A 16,197-nucleotide genomic window follows, 5' to 3' on the forward strand; every position below is an offset into this window, starting at 1 on the left:
CTACCTCGCCCGGAGGGCGCAGGTGCGGAAGCCGGCGAACACATCCGCGCGATCCGGCGTGAAGAAGTTGCGATAGGCCGGGCGAGCGATGCGCGCGCTGGTCGCCCAGCATCCGCCGCGCAGTACCTTGCGCGTGCCGAACCAGGGCTGTGAATAGTCCTCGTAGGGGTCGGCACTGAACCCGGCGAAGGGCAGGAAGTCGGACGCGGTCCATTCCCAGACGTTGCCGATCGTCTGGCGGCAGCCGAAGGCGCTGTCGCCGTCGGGCAGCGCCGCGACGTCGAGCGGTCCGTCGCCGGCGAAATCGAGGTTGGCGCGCGTGGGGTCGGGCGGCGCGTCTCCCCACGGCCAGCGCCTTCTCGCGTCGGCCAGGTGCGCGCCGTCGGCCGATGGCTGGCCGACCGCGGCGGCTTCCCATTCGGCCTCGCTCGGCAGGCGCCGTCCGGCCCAGCGGCACCAGGCGTCGGCCTCGAACCAGTTGACGAAGACGACCGGCGCGTGCGGCGCCAGCGGCTCGATCGCGCGATAGCGCCGCGCCGTCCACACGCCGTCGCGCTTGCCCTGCCAGTAGACCGGCATGGCGGCCTGCCGGCGTTCGCGCCACGCCCAGCCGGCGTCGCTCCAGAACTCGCGCGCGCCGTAGCCGCCGGCCTCGACGAAGGCGGCGAAGTCGTGGTTGGTGACCGGCGCGCGGGCGATGCGGAAGGGCTCGAGCGTCGTCTCGTGCGCCCACTTCTCGTTGTCGAACACGAAGCCCTCGGTGTCGGTCGAGCCCAGTTGCCAGGAACCGCCCGGCACCGCGGCGTCGCCGGCCAGCGCGCCGGCAGAGGGGCGCGTCGCGCCGCCGAGATCCGCGGGCGGGGCGAAGGACAGCGTCTGGCGCATGTAGGTGAGCGCCTCGACATGCATATCCTCGTGACGGATGGCGAGGTCGTAGAAATAGCGCGTCGCCTCGTCGATGCCGCCGGCCAGCGCGTCCTCCTGTGCCGCCAGCACGCCGGCGACGTAGCCGAAGGTGCCGGCGCGATCGGGCAGGTCGAGATGCCAGCGCGTGGCGTGGGCGACGTTGCTCGAATCCCACAGCCGGTCGGCACGCTCGATCAGCGGCACGCGTCCCATCGCGTGACGCAGCGTCCAGTACTCATGGAACCAGCCGACATGGCCGATCTCCCAGAGCACGGGATTGACGATGTCGAGGCGGGGTCCCAACAATTCCGCCGATGACAGATCTTCCGTCAAGCGCCGGGTGCGATGACGGACCTCGCGCAGTTGCGCAACGAGTTCGGCCGCGGTCGCGCCGCTGGTCGGCCGATGGGCATGGCGTCGGTCCATGAGAATCGTGCTTATCACGCCCGACGGCCCGACGGCACGCACCGGCAACCGGGTCGCCGCGGCGCGCTGGGCGCGCATCCTGCGCCGGCTCGGCCATCGCGTCCGCGTGCTGTCGCGCTATGACGACGAGCCGGCCGACATGATGGTGGCGGTGCATGCCTGGCGCAGCGCCGGATCGATCGAGCGCTTCAAGAGGCGGCATCCCGACCGCCCGGTGGTCCTTCAGTTGAGCGGCACCGACATCTACGACTATCTGGCCCGCGATCGCGGGCCGACGCTGCGGGCGATGGGGCAAGCCGACCGGCTGATCGCGCTGAACGAACGGGCCTGGCGGGTCGTGCCGGCGCGGCTGCGCGGTCGGCTGCGGGTCATCCTGCAATCGGCCGAACCTCCGGTGGCGCCGCGCCGGCCGGACCGGCGCGCGGTCGTCGTCTCGGCGATCGGGCATCTGCGCGACGTCAAGGATCCGCTGCGCGCCGCCCATGCCGCGCGCCTGCTGCCGGCGGCGAGCCGCGTCCGGATCGAGCAGGTCGGCCGCGCCTACACCGAGGAATGGGCCGACCGGGCGCGGGCGGAGATGAAGGCCAATCCGCGCTATCTGTGGCGGGGCGACGTGTCGCGCGCCGAGGTGCGTCGGCTGCTGCGGCGCAGCCACGCCATGGTCGTCTCCTCGCTGAGCGAGGGCGGCGCCAACGTGATCTCGGAGGCGGCGGTGGCCGGCGTGCCGATCCTCGCCTCGCGCATGGATGGCAATGTCGGGCTGCTCGGCACGCGCTACCCCGGATACTTTCCCGTCGGCGACACACGCGCCCTCGCGCGGCTGCTGCGCCGCCTCGAGGACGAGCCGCGCTTCGTCGAGCGTCTCGCCGAGGCGATGCGCACGCGCGCCGCCCTGTTCGCGCCGGCACGCGAACTCGCCGCGTGGCGGGCATTGCTGCGGGATCTCGCGGTCAACAGACTTCCCCCGAAGCGTCGGCTTCGCTAGTCTGCCGGCCGTTTTTGGGGGAGCAATGGTCCTGGTTCGGGCCTTTGGTTGGCTGCTGCTGGCGTTGGCCGTGGCGGCGCTTGTGTACGATGGCTTGACGTGGGTGTGGTCGGGGGCGTTCCGGCTGGTGCCGCTCGGCGAGCTGTGGGGGCAGCTCGATCCCGCCGCCCTCTATGCGCTGGAGAAGGATCCGGCGCGCGGTTTTTTCTCGTCTCTGGGACGCTGGCTGCTCCTTCCGGTTCTCGCGCTGCCGGCGCTGCCGGTCTTTGCCGTGCTGGGGCTGCTCCTGCTCCGGCTCGGCCAGCCGCGCACGCGCGAGCCCAAGCCGGTGGGCTTCGTGCTGGGTGCCCGCCCGCCGCGCCGCCGCCGCCGCGGCGGCGGTCTTTCCTAGGCTCACGACGAACTCCCTTTCGCATGGCGCGTGCTTGCGGCGACGTTGATGCCGTGAAAGCATCGGCGAACACCCGACAACGAGAAAACCGAGGAGCGCGCCATGGATGTCGGCATGATGATGGTGTTCGCCAGCTACGGCTGGGAGAACTGCCCGGACGAGCGCGTGTGGGACGAGGAGATCCGCCTCGCCGGCATCGCCGCCGATTCGGGCTTCGATTGCCTGTGGTCGGCCGAGCATCACTTCAACGACTACTCGTTCGTTCCCGACAACATCCAGCTCATGAGCTACCTGACGGCGCGGCATCCGGACATCGACGTCGGCACCGCCGCCGTCATCCTGCCGTGGCACGACCCGCTGCGCGTCGCCGAGAACGCCGCCGTGCTCGACCTGCTGAGCCGGGGTCGGCTGCGGCTCGGCCTGGGGCGCGGCCTGGCGCGGCGCGAGTTCGCCGCCTTCCGCCAGAGCATGGACGAATCGCGCGGCCGCTTCGACGAGGCCGCGCCCATGATCGTCAGGGCGCTGAAAACGGGCTTCATCGAGGGCGACGGCCCGTTCTACAAGCAGCCGCGCATCGAGATCCGGCCGCGGCCGACCCGTTCCTTCGACGGCCGCATCTACGCCGTGGCATCGAGCGAGGATTCGATCGAGTCGGCGGCCAGGATCGGCGCCCACATGGTGATGTTCGCCGACCGGCCGTGGGAGATGCGCGCGCCGGGCATCGACAAGGGCCGCGCGCTGCATCGCAAGTACCATGGCACCGAGCCGCCGGTGCCGATGCTCACCGAGTTCGTGGTCTGCGGCACCGACACTTCGACCCTCGAGGACGAGGCGCGGCGCTACCAGGGCAAGTTCGTCGAGAGCAACTTCCACCACTACGAGTTCCTCGGCGAGCACTTCAAGAGCGTGAAGGGCTACGACGCCTACCAGCAGAAGGCCGAGATCGCCCGCAAGGGCGGGCTCGAGGGCGCGGTGACGGGCTTCATGCAGGCGGCGAGCTGGGGCACGCCCGACAAGATCCTGCGTGGGCTGGAGGCCCGGCGGAAGATCGTCGGCGACTTCGAGATGAACGTCGCCTTCCGCTTCGGCGGCACGCCCTACGAGGTCTGCGAGCGCGGGCTCAAGCTCTTCGCCAAGGAAGTGCTGCCGGTGGTGAAGAAGTGGGGACCGGCGAAGAAGCCGGCGAAGGCGGCGTGATGAGCGAGTCTTGTTCCTCCCCACGCATGGCGTGGGGAGGCAGGCACTGGAGGCAAGTTTGACCGACGTGAAGATCCTGGCCGCGGGCTTCGGCTTTCCCGAGGGGCCGGTGGTCATGCCGGACGGCGCGGTCATCCTGACCGAGATCCGCAACGGCCGCTGCTCGCGCGTCACCGCCGAGGGCAAGTCCGCCGTCTTCTCCGAATGCGGTGGCGGGCCGAACGGGCTGGCGATCGGACCCGATGGCGCGCTCTATCTCTGCAACAACGGCGGCGCGCGCTACATCCAGGGCGTATCGATGAGCCAAGGCGCGCACGACGGCTACAAGGGCGGCTCGATCCAGCGGCTCGATCCGAAGACCGGTGCCTTCAAGACACTCTATGCCGAGTGTGACGGCCATCGCCTGTCGGCGCCCAACGACCTGGTGTTCGACCGCGAAGGCGGCTTTTACTTCACCGATCTCGGCAAGCGCTACGCGCGGCATCGCGACCATGGCGGGCTCTACTACGCGCTGCCCGACGGCTCGAAGATCGTCTGCCTCGCCTATCCGATCCTCAGCCCCAACGGCTGCGGCCTGTCGCCCGACGGCAAGGTGCTCTATGTCGCCGACACCGAGAGCGCGCGGCTGCTCGCCTTCGACATCGAGGGACCGGGATGGATACGCAAGCCGACCGGACACGCGCACCATTCCGGCCGGGTGATCGGCGGCGCGGCCGGCCCGGCGCGCTTCGACAGCCTCGCCGTGCTGGAGAACGGCAACATCGCGGTGGCGACGCTGACAACCGGCATGATCACGGAATTCTCGCCGCAGGGCGCCATTGTGCGCGAGGTGAAGATGCCCGATATCTATCCCACCAACATCTGCTTCGGCGGGCCCGACCGGCGCACGGCCTACGTGACCTTGTCGGACCAGGGCCAGCTCGGCACCCTGCCGTGGCCGACGCCCGGGCTGAAGCTCAACCACACCTGAGACGGAGCCAACGATGATCCTCGCCGACGTGAAGATTCCGCCGACCCTGCCGCAATGGATGAAGGACCATGTCGATCGCTACCTGAAGAGCGACGGCAAGGACGGCCACATGTACACGGCCAGCTTCCCCAACATGAAGCCGCTCACCGTGCCGTCGCTGCTGCTGGTGACCAAGGGGCGCAAGAGCGGCGAGAAGCACCTGTTCCCGCTGTTCTACGGCACGGCCGGCAACGGCTACTACGTCGTCGCCTCCAAGGGCGGCGCGCCCGACCATCCCGGCTGGTACAAGAACATGCTGGTCCATCCCGAGGTCGAGATTCAGGTCGGCACGAAGCATCTGAAGGCCCGCGCCCGCACGACGAGCGGCGCCGAGCGGCAGAAGCTGTGGGACGAGGCGGTGAAGTTCTGGCCGTCCTACGCCGACTACCAGAAGAAGGTGCCGGACCGCGAGATCCCGGTGGTGATGCTCGACCCGATCTGAGCGTCAGAGACGCGCCAGCGGCCGTGCCTGGATGTCGATCGCGATGGCGCGCAGGCGCTCGCGGTCGGCGTCGCTCTTCACCTGGATTGAGAACTCGATGTCGGTGACGGTCCGGCCGTAGCGCTCCTGCAGCTTGTCCGCGATCGTGTCGTGGGTGCCGACCGTGACGAAGGTGTGCAGCATTTCGTCGTCGATGTGCTGCGGCATCTCCTCCCAGCGCTGGGCGCGCGACAGGAGCTTGAGCCGGTCGGCGAGATCGCCGAGGCCCATGTGGGCGAAGGCGGCGCGGTACTGCGGCGTCGAGGCGTAGAAGGCGACGCGGGCGCGCACGTCGCGCACCTTGGGCGCGAGCTCGGCCTCGGTCGCCGCCGTGGCGACCAGCGGCTTCATGCAGACCTGGAAGCGCCCGAGCGAACGGCCGGCCTTGGCGGCGCCGGCGCGCACCGCAGGCAGCATCACTTCTTCGATGTAGGACGGCGTGCAGACCGGATGGATGCGGATGCCGTCGGCGACCTCACCCGAGACCTGGCACATCACCGAATTCACCGCCGCGACGTGGATCGGGATGTCCGGGTGCTCGATCGGGCCGGGATCGAACAGCGGCACCATCAGGTTGATGTTGTAGCGCGGCCCGGCGATGTCGAGCCTGGCGCCGGTCTGCCAGCATTCCCAGATCGCCCGCACCGCCTGCACGTACTCGCGCATCCACGGCCCGGCCGGCGACCAGGCCACGCCGTAGCGGCGCTCGATATGTGCCTTGACCTGCGTGCCCAGCCCGAGCGTGAAGCGCCCGCGCGACAGCTTGGCCAAGGTCCAGGCGCTCATCGCCGTGATCGCCGGGCTGCGCGGGAAGGCGATGGCGACCGAGGTGCCGATGCGCAGCCTGCTCGTCGCCTGGGCGGCGAGCGCCATCAGCACGAAGGGATCGTCCTTGGTCTCCTCGACGACCAGGGCGTGGTAGCCGATCTCCTCGAGCAGCCGCGCGTCGCGCCCGACCGTGGCGAGGTCGAGCGGGATCTCGGGCGCGCGCAGCCCCGGGTCGACCTTGCCGAGCGGCAGCAATGTCTCGAGACGCATGGAGCCTCCCTAGCGGCCGTCCATCTTGAGCGCGGCGATGAAGGCGGACTGCGGGATCTCCACGTCGCCCACCTGGCGCATGCGCTTCTTGCCCTTCTTCTGCTTCTCCAGGAGCTTCTTCTTTCGGCTGATGTCGCCGCCGTAGCACTTGGCGAGCACGTCCTTGCGCAGCGCGCTGATCGTCTCGCGGGCGATCACCCGGCCGCCGATCGCGGCCTGGATGGCGATCTTGAAGAGCTGGCGCGGGATCAGGTCCTTCAGCCGCTCGCACAGCGCGCGCCCGCGGCTCTCGGCGGCGCTCTTGTGGACGATCATCGACAGCGCGTCGACCGGCTCGGAGTTGACCAGGATCGAGAGCTTGACCAGCTCGCTCTCCTCGTAGCCCGCCATCTCGTAGTCGAAGCTCGCATAGCCGCGCGTCACCGACTTCAGCCGGTCGTAGAAGTCGAACACCACCTCGTTGAGCGGCAGCCGGTAGATCGCCATGGCGCGCGCGCCGGCATAGGTCAGCTCGACCTGCTGGCCGCGCCGCTCCTGGCAGAGCGTCAGCACCGAGCCGAGGTGCTCGTCGGGCGTGATGATGGTCGCCTTGATCCACGGCTCCTGCATGCTCTCGATGTGCACCGGGTCGGGATAGTCGGCCGGATTGTGCAGCTCGATCTCGCTGCCGTCCGTCATCCTGACCTTGTAGACGACGCTCGGCGCCGTCGTGACGAGGTCGAGGTTGAACTCGCGCTCGAGCCGCTCCTGGATGATCTCGAGATGCAGCAGGCCGAGAAAGCCGCAGCGGAAGCCGAAGCCCAGGGCGGCGCTGGTCTCGGGCTCGAAATGGAACGAGGCGTCGTTGAGGCGCAGCTTGGCGAGCGATTCGCGCAGGGTCTCGAACTCCGCGGCATCGGCCGGGAACAGGCCGCAGAACACCACCGGCACGCTCGGCTTGAAGCCGGCCAGCATCTCGGCCGCCGGCTTGCGGTCGTCAGTGATGGTGTCGCCGACCTTGCAGTCGGCGATGGTCTTGATGCCGGCGATGATGAAGCCGATCTCGCCCGGCCCGAGCTCGGCCACGTCGGCCGGCTTGGGCGTGAACACGCCGACCTTGTCGAGGTCGTAGGCCGCCCCCACCGCCATCATGCGGATGCGCATGCCCTTCTTCAGCACGCCGTCCTGCACGCGCACCAGGGTGACGACGCCGAGATAGGGGTCGTACCAGCTGTCGACCAGCAGCGCCTTGAGGGGCGCGTTGCGGTCGCCCCGCGGCGGCGGCAGGCGCTTGACCATCGCCTCGAGCAGATCGTCGATGCCGACGCCGGTCTTGGCCGAGACCTTGATCGCCTCGGAGGTGTCGATGCCGACCACGTCCTCGATCTCGCGGCTGACGCGCTCGGCGTCGGCGGCCGGCAGGTCGATCTTGTTGAGGACCGGGATGATCTCGTGGTTGGCGTCGATGGCGTGGTAGGCGTTGGCCAAGGTCTGCGCCTCGACGCCCTGGCTGGCGTCGACCACCAGCAGCGAGCCCTCGCAGGCGGCGAGCGAGCGGCTGACCTCGTAGGCGAAGTCGACATGGCCCGGCGTGTCCATCAGGTTCAGGACGTAGGTCCGGCCGTCCTGCGCCTGGTAGTTGAGGCGCACCGTCTGTGCCTTGATCGTGATGCCGCGCTCGCGCTCGATGTCCATCGAATCGAGCATCTGGTCGTGGAACTCGCGCTCCGTCACCGCGCCGCAGCGCAGCAGCAGCCGGTCGGCCAGCGTGCTCTTGCCGTGGTCGATGTGGGCGATGATCGAGAAGTTGCGGATCGACGACAGGTCGGTCATTGCACCTTAACCACGCAGACTGGCGCCCGTTGCCTTGGCGACGGCGGCGACGACCTTGTCGCACACCGCCTCGATCTCCGCATCCGTGAGCGTGCGCTCGACCGGCTGCAGGGTGACGGCCACGGCGACCGACTTGCTGCCCTCGGGCACGCCCTTGCCGGCATAGACGTCGAAGACGCGGCACGACGAGATCAGCGCCTTGTCGGCATTGCGCGCGGCACGCACGATCTTGTCGGCCTCGACGGCCGCGCCGACCAGGAAGGCGAAGTCGCGCTCGACCGGCTGGAAGGGCGACAGCGCCAGCTTCGGCCGCGTCTTGCTGGCCCGCGCCTTGGGCGGCGGTGGCGCATCGAGGAACACCTCGAAGGCCGCGACCGGCCCTTTGAGGTCGGCGGCAGCCACCAGCTCGGGATGCAGCTCGCCGAAATGGGCCATCGTGCGGTCGCCGAGCTTGATCGTCCCCGAGCGCCCGGGATGGTACCAGTCGGGCGCGCCCGGCTGAGCCGAGAGATTGTCGGGCGCGCCGATGGCGGCCAGCACGGCCAGCGCATCGGCCTTGGCGTCGAAGGCGTCGGCGGCGCGGGCCGGCCCCGCCCAATTGCGCGGCACCGCCAGGCCGTGACGCAGGCCGGCGGCCACCGCCTGCTGGCCGTGCGGCGACGCATCCCTGTAGACCGGGCCGACCTCGAACAGCGCCGGGTCGGCGAGACCGCGCGCCTCGTTGCGGGCGGCCGCATCGATCAGGTTGGGCAGGATCGACGGCCGCATGGTGTCGAGCGTGGCGTCGATCGAGTTGAGCAGCCGCAGGTCCGGGCCGCCGCCGCCGAAACGCTCGGCCTTGGCGCGCGGCAGGAACGACCAGGTGACGGCCTCGTTCATGCCGCGCGCGGCGAGCGCGCGGCGCGCCTGCGGCACGCGCCGCTGCATCGGCGTGCGCACCGGACGCGAGGTGGCCGAGAGCATCGGCAGGGAGGTGGTCGGGATGCTGTCGAAGCCGTGCACGCGCGCCACTTCCTCGACGAGATCGGCCTCGCCGATGACGTCGGGGCGCCACGACGGCACCGCCGCCCTCCACGGGCCGGTGCCGGACACCGTGAAGCCGAGCTTGCCCAGGATCGCGGCGGTCGCCGCTGCCGGCACGTCGATGCCGGTGAGCGTCTTCACGCGGTCGGCGCGCAGCGTGTAGTCGCGCTGCCATGTCGGCATGACGCCGCTTGCGACGATCTCGCTGGTCTCGCCGCCGCACAGCTCCAGGATCAGGCGCGCGGCGACCTCGGCGCCCCAGTGGACCGATTCGGGATCGATGCCGCGTTCGAAGCGGTAGCGCGCGTCGCTCTGGATGCCGAGCTTGCGTCCCGAGGCGGCGGTGCGGATGGGATCGAAATAGGCGACCTCGAGGAACACATCCGTCGTGTCGTCGCGCACGCCGGTATCCTCGCCGCCCATGATGCCACCGATGCCGTGCACGCCCCTGGAGTCGGCGATCACCGCCACCGCCGAATCGAGCGTGTAGGTCTTGCCGTCGAGCGCCAGCACCGTCTCGCCCTCGCGCGCCTGGCGCATGACCAGGTCGCCGGCGAGCTTTCGGGCGTCGAACACGTGCAGTGGCCGGTTGAGGTCGAAGGTCACCAGGTTGGTGATGTCGACCAGGGCGGAGATCGGCCGCAACCCGATCGCCTTCAGCCGCCGCTGCAGCCAGTCCGGCGAGGGTCCGTTCCTCAGTCCGCGGAAGTGACGGCCGACCACGATGGGACAGGGGCTGTCGGGCCGCGCCTCGTAGCCGTGCGTCCACTTGATCGGGCTCCGGTAGCTGCCCTTGACCGGCTCGGCCTTCATCGGCTTCAGCGTGCCAAGCCCGGCGGCGGCAAGATCGCGCGCGATGCCGCGCACGCCGAGGCAATCGCCCCGGTTCGGCGTGACCTTGATCTCGATCACCGGATCGTCGAGCCCGAGCGCCTCGGCGGCGGGCGCTCCGGTGCGGGCATCGGCTGGCAGGTCGATGATGCCGCTGTGATCGTCGCCGAGCTGCAGCTCGCGGCTCGAGCACAGCATGCCGTTGCTCTCTTCGCCGCGGATCCTGCTCGCCTTGAGGTGGAGATCGGTTCCCGGAATGTAGCTGCCGGAGGGCGCGAAGATGCCCTTCATGCCGGTGCGCGCGTTGGGCGCACCGCACACGACCTGGACCACGCCCGAGCCGGTGTCGACCCTGCAGACGCGCAGCCGGTCGGCGTTGGGATGCTGCACCGCCTCGACCACGTGACCGACGACGAAGCCCTTCAGCGCCTCCGCCGGATTGGCGATGCCCTCGACCTCGAGGCCGAGCATGGTGAGCGCGTCGCGGATCCGGTCGAGCGACGCGGTGGTGTCGAGATGCTCCTGGAGCCAGCCGAGCGTGAACTTCATCGCGCGGCCTCCAGCGCCGAGAAGCCGTAGTGCCGCAACCAGCGCAGGTCGGCGTCGAAGAAGCTGCGCAGGTCGGGGATGCCGTACTTCAGCATGGCGATGCGGTCGATGCCCATGCCGAAGGCGAAGCCCTGGTAGATCGCCGGATCGAGTCCGCAATTGGCGATGACGTTGGGGTGCACCATGCCCGATCCCAGGATCTCCAGCCACGAATCGCCGGTGCCGATCCTCAGCTCGCCGCCCTTCCACGAGCAGCCGATGTCGACTTCGGCGGACGGCTCGGTGAAGGGGAAGTACGAGGGACGGAAGCGCAGCGGTAGGTCGTCGATCTCGAAGAAGGCGCGGCAGAAATCGACCAGGCAGCCCTTGAGATGACCCATGTGCGTCGTGCGGTCGATCACCAGCCCCTCGACCTGATGGAACATCGGCGTGTGGGTGGCGTCGCTGTCGATGCGGAAGGTGCGGCCCGGCACGATGATGCGCAGCGAGCCGCCGTCGGCCAGCCTCTTCTGCACGTTCTTGTGGAGCATGGTGCGGGCCTGCACCGGCGAGGTGTGGGTGCGCAGCACGATCGGCGTGCCGTCGGCGCGCGGCGGCAGATAGAAGGTGTCCTGCATCTGCCGCGCCGGATGGTCGGGCGGGATGTTGAGTGCCGTGAAGTTGTGCCAGTCGTCCTCGATGTCGGGGCCTTCCGCCCAGGTGAATCCCATCTCGCCGAAGATGGCGGCGAGTTCGTCCATCACCTGGCCGATCGGATGCAGCGTGCCCTGCGATTCCGGGCGCGTCGGCAGGGTGACGTCGACCTTCTCGGATTCGAGCCTCGCCGCCAGCGCCGCGCTGCCGAGCGTCGACTTGCGCGCTTCGAGCGCGGCCTCGATCTCGCCCTTGAGCCGGTTCACGCGCGCGCCGAATTCCTTGCGCTGGTCGGGGGCGAGCGCGCCCAGCGTCTTCATCAGCCCGGTGACGCTGCCCTTCTTGCCGAGGGCGGCGACGCGCACGGCGTCGAGCGCGCCGAGATCGGCCGCCTGCTCGACGGCGCCCAGCGCCTCGTTGCGGATCGTCGCGAGATCGTCCATCGCCAACTCCAGACGAAAAGAGGGAGCCTGCGGCACAGGCTCCCTCTGGATTTCATTTCCGGCGCACCGTGCGGCGCGCGCGGACTGCGTGAGGGCGCGCCCTACTTCAGAGCCGCTTGTGCCTGGTCGACCAAAGCCTTGAAGGCCGCGGGCTCGCGCGCCGCGAGGTCGGCCATGACCTTGCGATCGACTTCGATGCCGGCCTTGAGGATGCCGTTCATGAACTTTGAATAGGTCATGCCATGCTCGCGCACGGCGGCGTTGATGCGCTGGATCCAGAGACCGCGGAAGGCGCGCTTCTTGTTGCGCCGGTCGCGGTAGGCGTATTGCAGGCCCTTCTCGACCTTCTCGATGCCGACGCGGAACGCCACCTTGGCGCGGCCGCGATAGCCCTTGGCGAGCTTGAGTACCTTTTTATGACGAGCGTGTGCGGTCACGCCCCGCTTGACGCGTGCCATGGCCTACCTCTCGTACGGGAAGAAGTTGCGCTTGATGATGCGCGTGTCGGGCTCGGAGACGATCGCCATGCCGGTCGCCTGGCGCAGGAAGCGGTTGTTGCGCTTGGTCATGCCATGGCGCTTGCCGACGACCCCATGCTTCACTTTGCCGGACGCCGTGAAGCGAAAACGCTTCTTGGCCCCGCTCTTGGTCTTCATCTTGGGCATTTTCGTTCCTTTTCAAAGGGTTACGATTGGCGACCGAGGCAATGCCCTAATGGCCAGGCCGCCGAGAGAAGCGCGCTTATAACGATGGCACCGGGGCCGTGCAAGCGGCACAGTTCGCCCCCTCACGAGGGGTAATCGCATGAAATTGGCCGGAAAAGTCGCCCTGGTCACGGGCGCGCAGCAGGGCATCGGGGCGGCGATCGCGGTGGCGCTCGCCGAGGCCGGGGCCGACGTCGCCGTCACCTGGCTGGACGACGAGCCGGGCGCCGCGTCGGTCGCCGCCCGTGTCCGCAACGCCGGTCGCCGCGCCGCGCTGATCCGCGCCGACGTCTCGCGGCTTGCCGACGTCGAGGCGATGGTCGCGGAGACCGGCCGGCAACTCGGGCCGGCCGACATACTGGTGAACAACGCCGGGGTGTTCCCGCGCGTGAAGCTGCTGGAGATGCGCGAGAGCGACTGGGACCACGTGCTCGACATCAACCTGAAGGCGGGCTGCTTCGCCGCCATCGCCGTGGCCAGGGGGATCATCGCCGCCGGCAGGAAGGGCGGTTCGATCGTCAATCTCTCCTCCCAGGCGCTGCGCGGCACGGTGCGCGGCGTGCACTACAGCGCGAGCAAGGGCGGCGTCGTTTCGATGACGCGCGCCATGGCGCTCGAACTCGCGCCGCACGACATCAGGGTCAATGCCATCGCGCCCGGCACGACCGACACCGCCCAGCCGCGCTACGGCAACACCGACGCCGAACTGATCGAGATGGCGAAGGCCAACATCCCGCTGGGCGGCAGGCTGCTCGCGCCCGAGCAGATCGCCACGACCGCGGTGTTCCTGGCGAGCGACGATGCGTCGGCCATCACCGGCCAGGTGATCCACGTCAACGGCGGCTCCTACATGGGGTAGGCGCGGGGCTTACGCGCAGGGCGGCTGGCGCTCCCGACTCGATGAACCGCGCGATGCAGGCGCCGTACTTCCGCGCAAAGGAGAACTCGTTGCCGGCGCCGTGGCCCTTGAAGTCCTCCGGCTCGGCGAGCACCAGGGCGTCGATCCTGGTTGCGGCGAGAAGTTCCGATAGTCGTTGAAGGCGCGCTGGGCTTGGGCGGGGAGCTGCGCGGCGGCGGGCGTCGCGGCCATGACGGCCATCAATGCCGTCAGCCGCGACACCCGGACGCTCATTCGAGCAGGCTCACTTCGGCGCCAGCACCATGATCATCTGCCGGCCTTCCATGCGCGGCATCGACTCGATCTTGGTCACCGGATCCATCTCGGAGCGTACTCGGTTCAACACTTGCAGGCCGAGTTCGGCATGGACCATTTCGCGGCCGCGGAAGCGCAGGGTGACCTTCACCTTGTCTCCTTCCTCGATGAACCGCTTCATGGCGCGCATCTTCACTTCGTAGTCGTGGTCGTCGATGTTGGGGCGCATCTTGATCTCTTTGACCTCGATGACCTTCTGGTGCTTGCGCGCCTCGTGGGCCTTCTTCTGGGCCTCGTACTTGTACTTGCCGTAGTCGGAAATCTTGCAGACCGGCGGGACTGCATTGGGTGAGATCTCGATCAGGTCGAGATTGGCCTCCTCGGCCATTTCCAATGCCTCGCGGGCACTGACGACGCCGACCATATCGCCGTTCTCGTCGATCAGTCGGACTTGCGGCGCTCTGATCTCGCCGTTGACGCGCGGACCCTCGCGGGTGGGCGCGCTTTGCTGAGCAGGTCGAGCTATGGCTTCCTTCTCCTTCGTTGATGCCCCTTGTTCCGTGCGACTTCGGGGGCGGGAAAAACCGAGGCCGCGACCGCCCTCAGAAGGGCGGGCGGGCCTCGTTTGAAAGTGTAGTGACGGCGGCCCCGAGTTCAAGGACGTCCTGCTTCTCGGACCCGAGCCTGCGGACCGCCACCGTGCGGTTTTCCATGTCGCGGCGCCCGACGGCCAGGATCAGCGGCACATGGGCCAGCGAATGCTCGCGGACCTTGTAGTTGATCTTTTCATTGCGCAGGTCCGTTTCGACCCGCATCCCCGCCGCGCGCAGCCTGTCCGCCAGCTCGCTGGCATAGGCATCGGCATCGTTGACGATCGTCGCCACCACCGCTTGCGTCGGCGCGAGCCAAAGCGGGAAACGGCCGGCGAAATGCTCGATGAGAATCCCGATCATGCGCTCGAAGCTACCGAAGATGGCGCGGTGCAGCATGACCGGCCGCTTGCGCATCCCGTCCTCGGCGACGTAGCTGGCGTCGAGTCGCTCGGGCAGGACGAAGTCGACCTGCAGCGTGCCGCATTGCCAGTCCCGGCCGATCGCGTCGCGCAGCACGAACTCGAGCTTGGGCCCGTAGAAGGCGCCTTCGCCGGGATTGAGGATGAGATCGAGCCCGGCGGCTTTCGACGCCGACTTGAGCGCGCCTTCGGCCTGGTCCCACACCGCATCCGTGCCGGCGCGCACCGGCGGGCGGTCGGAGAACTTCACGAAGTAGTCGGGGAAGCCCAGGTCCTTGTAGATCGACCCGAGCAGCTCGCAGAAGCGGATCGTCTCGCGCTCGATGTCCTCTTCCGAGCAAAAGATGTGCGCGTCGTCCTGCGTGAAGTTGCGCACGCGCATGATGCCGTGCAACGCGCCCGACGGCTCGAAGCGATGGCACGAGCCGAACTCGGCCATGCGCAACGGCAGCTCGCGGTAGCTACGCAGGCCCTGGTTGAATATCTGCACATGGCAGGGGCAGTTCATCGGCTTGAGGGCGAAGATGCGCTGATGCTCGTCGGCGATGAACTCCTTCAGCCCTTCCTCGTTCTCGCTGAGATACATGTTCTCGCGGAACTTCTCCCAGTGGCCCGAGGCCTCCCACAGCTTGCGGTCGACGAGCTGCGGCGTCTTCACCTCGACGTAGCCGCCGGCCTCCAGCTTGCGCCTCAGGTAGCTCTCGAGCGTGCGCCAGAACGTCCAGCCCTTGGGGTGCCAGAACACCATGCCGGCGGCCTCTTCCTGCTGATGGAAGAGGCCCATCTCGCGGCCGAGACGGCGATGGTCGCGCTTTTCGGCCTCCTCGATCCGGTGCAGGTAGGCCTTCAGGTCCTTGTCGGAGAAGAAGACCGTGCCGTAGACGCGCTGGAGCTGCGCGTTCCTCGCGTCGCCGCGCCAATAGGCACCCGACACCTTGGTGAGCTTGAAGGCCTTGCCGAGCTTGCCCGTCGAAGGGAGGTGCGGGCCGAGGCACATGTCGAGCCAGTCGCCCTGCCTGTAGACCGAGATCTCCTCGTCCCTCGGCAGCTCGTCGGCCCATTCGGCCTTGAAGCTCTCGCCATGGTCCTGGAAGTACTTCTTGATCCTGGCGCGATCCCACACCTCGCGCTCGATCGGCAGGTCGCGATCGACGATCTCGGCCATGCGCTGCTCGATCCTGGTGAAGTCTTCGGAAGAGAACGGTTCGCTGCGCACGAAGTCGTAGTAGAAGCCGTCCTCCGTCGCCGGGCCGAACGTGATCTGCGTGCCGGGATAGAGCTCCTGCACGGCCTGGGCGAGCACGTGCGCGGCGTCATGGCGTAACAGCTCGAGTGCCTCGGGGTCGCGCGACGTGACGATGCCGATCTTAGCGTCGCGATCGACGACGTGGGAAAGGTCGCGCATCCTGCCGTCGACCCTGAGCGCGAGCGCGGCCTTGGCGAGGCCTGGCCCGATCGACTTCGCGATATCGGCGCCGCTCACCGGTTTGTCGAAAGACCGGACCGAACCGTCCGGCAAGGAAATGTTGATCATTGCAACCACCACGAAAGAATCCGAACAGCCCTCATCGGCCGACGCAACGGAGCGTCGGTCGCAGGAGGCC

General features: G+C 68.6%; 15 protein-coding genes. 6 read left to right on the top strand and 9 right to left on the bottom strand.

Features of this window, described 5'->3' with window-relative positions; all coding sequences use genetic code 11:
* Positions 1 to 1,332, bottom strand: a complete 1,332-nt coding sequence (locus tag KIT25_01585; protein UYN95667.1) for an SUMF1/EgtB/PvdO family nonheme iron enzyme — start codon at positions 1,330 to 1,332, stop codon at positions 1 to 3.
* On the opposite strand from KIT25_01585, the gene KIT25_01590 reads away from it, so the two are divergent.
* The 5 genes from KIT25_01590 (at position 1,331) to KIT25_01610 (ending at position 5,356) form a co-directional block, all read left to right on the top strand.
* Positions 1,331 to 2,317: a TIGR04348 family glycosyltransferase gene (locus KIT25_01590; protein ID UYN95668.1), complete on the top strand. Its 987-nt coding sequence runs from the start codon at positions 1,331 to 1,333 to the stop codon at positions 2,315 to 2,317. The two genes, KIT25_01585 and KIT25_01590, sit on opposite strands and share 2 nt — an antisense overlap.
* 25 nt (positions 2,318 to 2,342) lie before the next feature.
* Positions 2,343 to 2,708 (top strand): hypothetical protein, encoded by a 366-nt coding sequence (locus KIT25_01595; GenBank protein UYN95669.1) that lies wholly within the window; start codon positions 2,343 to 2,345, stop codon positions 2,706 to 2,708.
* Between the two features lie 102 nt (positions 2,709 to 2,810).
* A complete protein-coding gene (locus KIT25_01600) occupies positions 2,811 to 3,905 on the top strand; it encodes an LLM class flavin-dependent oxidoreductase (GenBank protein ID UYN95670.1) in 1,095 nt (364 codons plus the stop codon).
* A gap of 58 nt (positions 3,906 to 3,963) precedes the next feature.
* Positions 3,964 to 4,875, top strand: a complete 912-nt coding sequence (locus tag KIT25_01605; protein UYN95671.1) for an SMP-30/gluconolactonase/LRE family protein — start codon at positions 3,964 to 3,966, stop codon at positions 4,873 to 4,875.
* A 13-nt stretch (positions 4,876 to 4,888) separates the two neighbouring features.
* On the top strand, positions 4,889 to 5,356 hold the full coding sequence (locus tag KIT25_01610; protein ID UYN95672.1) for a nitroreductase family deazaflavin-dependent oxidoreductase: 468 nt from the start codon (positions 4,889 to 4,891) through the stop codon (positions 5,354 to 5,356).
* Between the two features lie 3 nt (positions 5,357 to 5,359).
* On the opposite strand, the gene KIT25_01615 is transcribed toward KIT25_01610, so the two are convergent.
* The 6 genes from KIT25_01615 to rpmI all read right to left on the bottom strand — a co-directional run bounded on the left by KIT25_01615 (position 5,360) and on the right by rpmI (position 12,389).
* Entirely contained in the window at positions 5,360 to 6,433 is a 1,074-nt protein-coding gene (locus tag KIT25_01615) for a TIGR03617 family F420-dependent LLM class oxidoreductase (GenBank protein ID UYN95673.1), read from the bottom strand.
* Between the two features lie 9 nt (positions 6,434 to 6,442).
* The gene (lepA, locus tag KIT25_01620) at positions 6,443 to 8,245 is read right to left on the bottom strand and encodes a translation elongation factor 4 (GenBank protein ID UYN95674.1); all 1,803 of its coding nucleotides are present in this window, start codon (positions 8,243 to 8,245) and stop codon (positions 6,443 to 6,445) included.
* 6 nt (positions 8,246 to 8,251) lie between these two features.
* A complete protein-coding gene (gene pheT / locus KIT25_01625) occupies positions 8,252 to 10,648 on the bottom strand; it encodes a phenylalanine--tRNA ligase subunit beta (GenBank protein ID UYN95675.1) in 2,397 nt (798 codons plus the stop codon).
* Positions 10,645 to 11,724, bottom strand: a complete 1,080-nt coding sequence (gene pheS, locus KIT25_01630; protein ID UYN95676.1) for a phenylalanine--tRNA ligase subunit alpha — start codon at positions 11,722 to 11,724, stop codon at positions 10,645 to 10,647. Before pheS ends, pheT begins: the two co-directional genes overlap by 4 nt.
* Before the next feature lie 101 nt (positions 11,725 to 11,825).
* Positions 11,826 to 12,182, bottom strand: coding sequence for a 50S ribosomal protein L20 (gene rplT, locus KIT25_01635; protein UYN95677.1), 357 nt, complete (start codon positions 12,180 to 12,182; stop codon positions 11,826 to 11,828).
* A gap of 3 nt (positions 12,183 to 12,185) precedes the next feature.
* A complete protein-coding gene (rpmI, locus tag KIT25_01640) occupies positions 12,186 to 12,389 on the bottom strand; it encodes a 50S ribosomal protein L35 (protein UYN95678.1) in 204 nt (67 codons plus the stop codon).
* 139 nt (positions 12,390 to 12,528) lie between these two features.
* Here rpmI and KIT25_01645 point away from each other — a divergent pair, with 139 nt between their 5' ends.
* Complete coding sequence (locus tag KIT25_01645) at positions 12,529 to 13,287, top strand: SDR family oxidoreductase (GenBank protein UYN95679.1); 759 nt, start codon at positions 12,529 to 12,531, stop codon at positions 13,285 to 13,287.
* Between the two features lie 283 nt (positions 13,288 to 13,570).
* Here the strand turns inward: KIT25_01645 and infC are convergent, their stop codons facing one another.
* Both infC and thrS read right to left on the bottom strand, forming a co-directional pair.
* Positions 13,571 to 14,107 carry a translation initiation factor IF-3 gene (gene infC, locus KIT25_01650; GenBank protein ID UYN97790.1) on the bottom strand — a complete coding sequence of 179 codons (537 nt, stop codon included), beginning with the start codon at positions 14,105 to 14,107 and terminating at the stop codon, positions 13,571 to 13,573.
* A 76-nt stretch (positions 14,108 to 14,183) separates the two neighbouring features.
* On the bottom strand, positions 14,184 to 16,127 hold the full coding sequence (gene thrS, locus KIT25_01655) for a threonine--tRNA ligase (protein ID UYN95680.1): 1,944 nt from the start codon (positions 16,125 to 16,127) through the stop codon (positions 14,184 to 14,186).
* Between the last annotated feature and the right edge of the window lie 70 nt (positions 16,128 to 16,197).

This window comes from Enhydrobacter sp. (genome assembly GCA_025808875.1).
Lineage (GTDB): Bacteria > Pseudomonadota > Alphaproteobacteria > Reyranellales > Reyranellaceae > Reyranella.

Bases quoted from the DNA above. Each gene is read 5' to 3' on its own strand.
- KIT25_01590 (UYN95668.1), top strand. From the start codon at position 1,331: ATGAGAATCGTGCTTATCACGCCCGACGGCCCGACGGCACGCACCGGC.
- KIT25_01585 (UYN95667.1), bottom strand. From the start codon at position 1,332: ATGGACCGACGCCATGCCCATCGGCCGACCAGCGGCGCGACCGCGGCC.
- KIT25_01595 (UYN95669.1), top strand. From the start codon at position 2,343: ATGGTCCTGGTTCGGGCCTTTGGTTGGCTGCTGCTGGCGTTGGCCGTG.
- KIT25_01600 (UYN95670.1), top strand. From the start codon at position 2,811: ATGGATGTCGGCATGATGATGGTGTTCGCCAGCTACGGCTGGGAGAAC.
- KIT25_01610 (UYN95672.1), top strand. From the start codon at position 4,889: ATGATCCTCGCCGACGTGAAGATTCCGCCGACCCTGCCGCAATGGATG.
- KIT25_01615 (UYN95673.1), bottom strand. From the start codon at position 6,433: ATGCGTCTCGAGACATTGCTGCCGCTCGGCAAGGTCGACCCGGGGCTG.
- lepA (UYN95674.1), bottom strand. From the start codon at position 8,245: ATGACCGACCTGTCGTCGATCCGCAACTTCTCGATCATCGCCCACATC.
- pheT (UYN95675.1), bottom strand. From the start codon at position 10,648: ATGAAGTTCACGCTCGGCTGGCTCCAGGAGCATCTCGACACCACCGCG.
- pheS (UYN95676.1), bottom strand. From the start codon at position 11,724: ATGGACGATCTCGCGACGATCCGCAACGAGGCGCTGGGCGCCGTCGAG.
- rplT (UYN95677.1), bottom strand. From the start codon at position 12,182: ATGGCACGCGTCAAGCGGGGCGTGACCGCACACGCTCGTCATAAAAAG.
- rpmI (UYN95678.1), bottom strand. From the start codon at position 12,389: ATGCCCAAGATGAAGACCAAGAGCGGGGCCAAGAAGCGTTTTCGCTTC.
- KIT25_01645 (UYN95679.1), top strand. From the start codon at position 12,529: ATGAAATTGGCCGGAAAAGTCGCCCTGGTCACGGGCGCGCAGCAGGGC.
- thrS (UYN95680.1), bottom strand. From the start codon at position 16,127: ATGATCAACATTTCCTTGCCGGACGGTTCGGTCCGGTCTTTCGACAAA.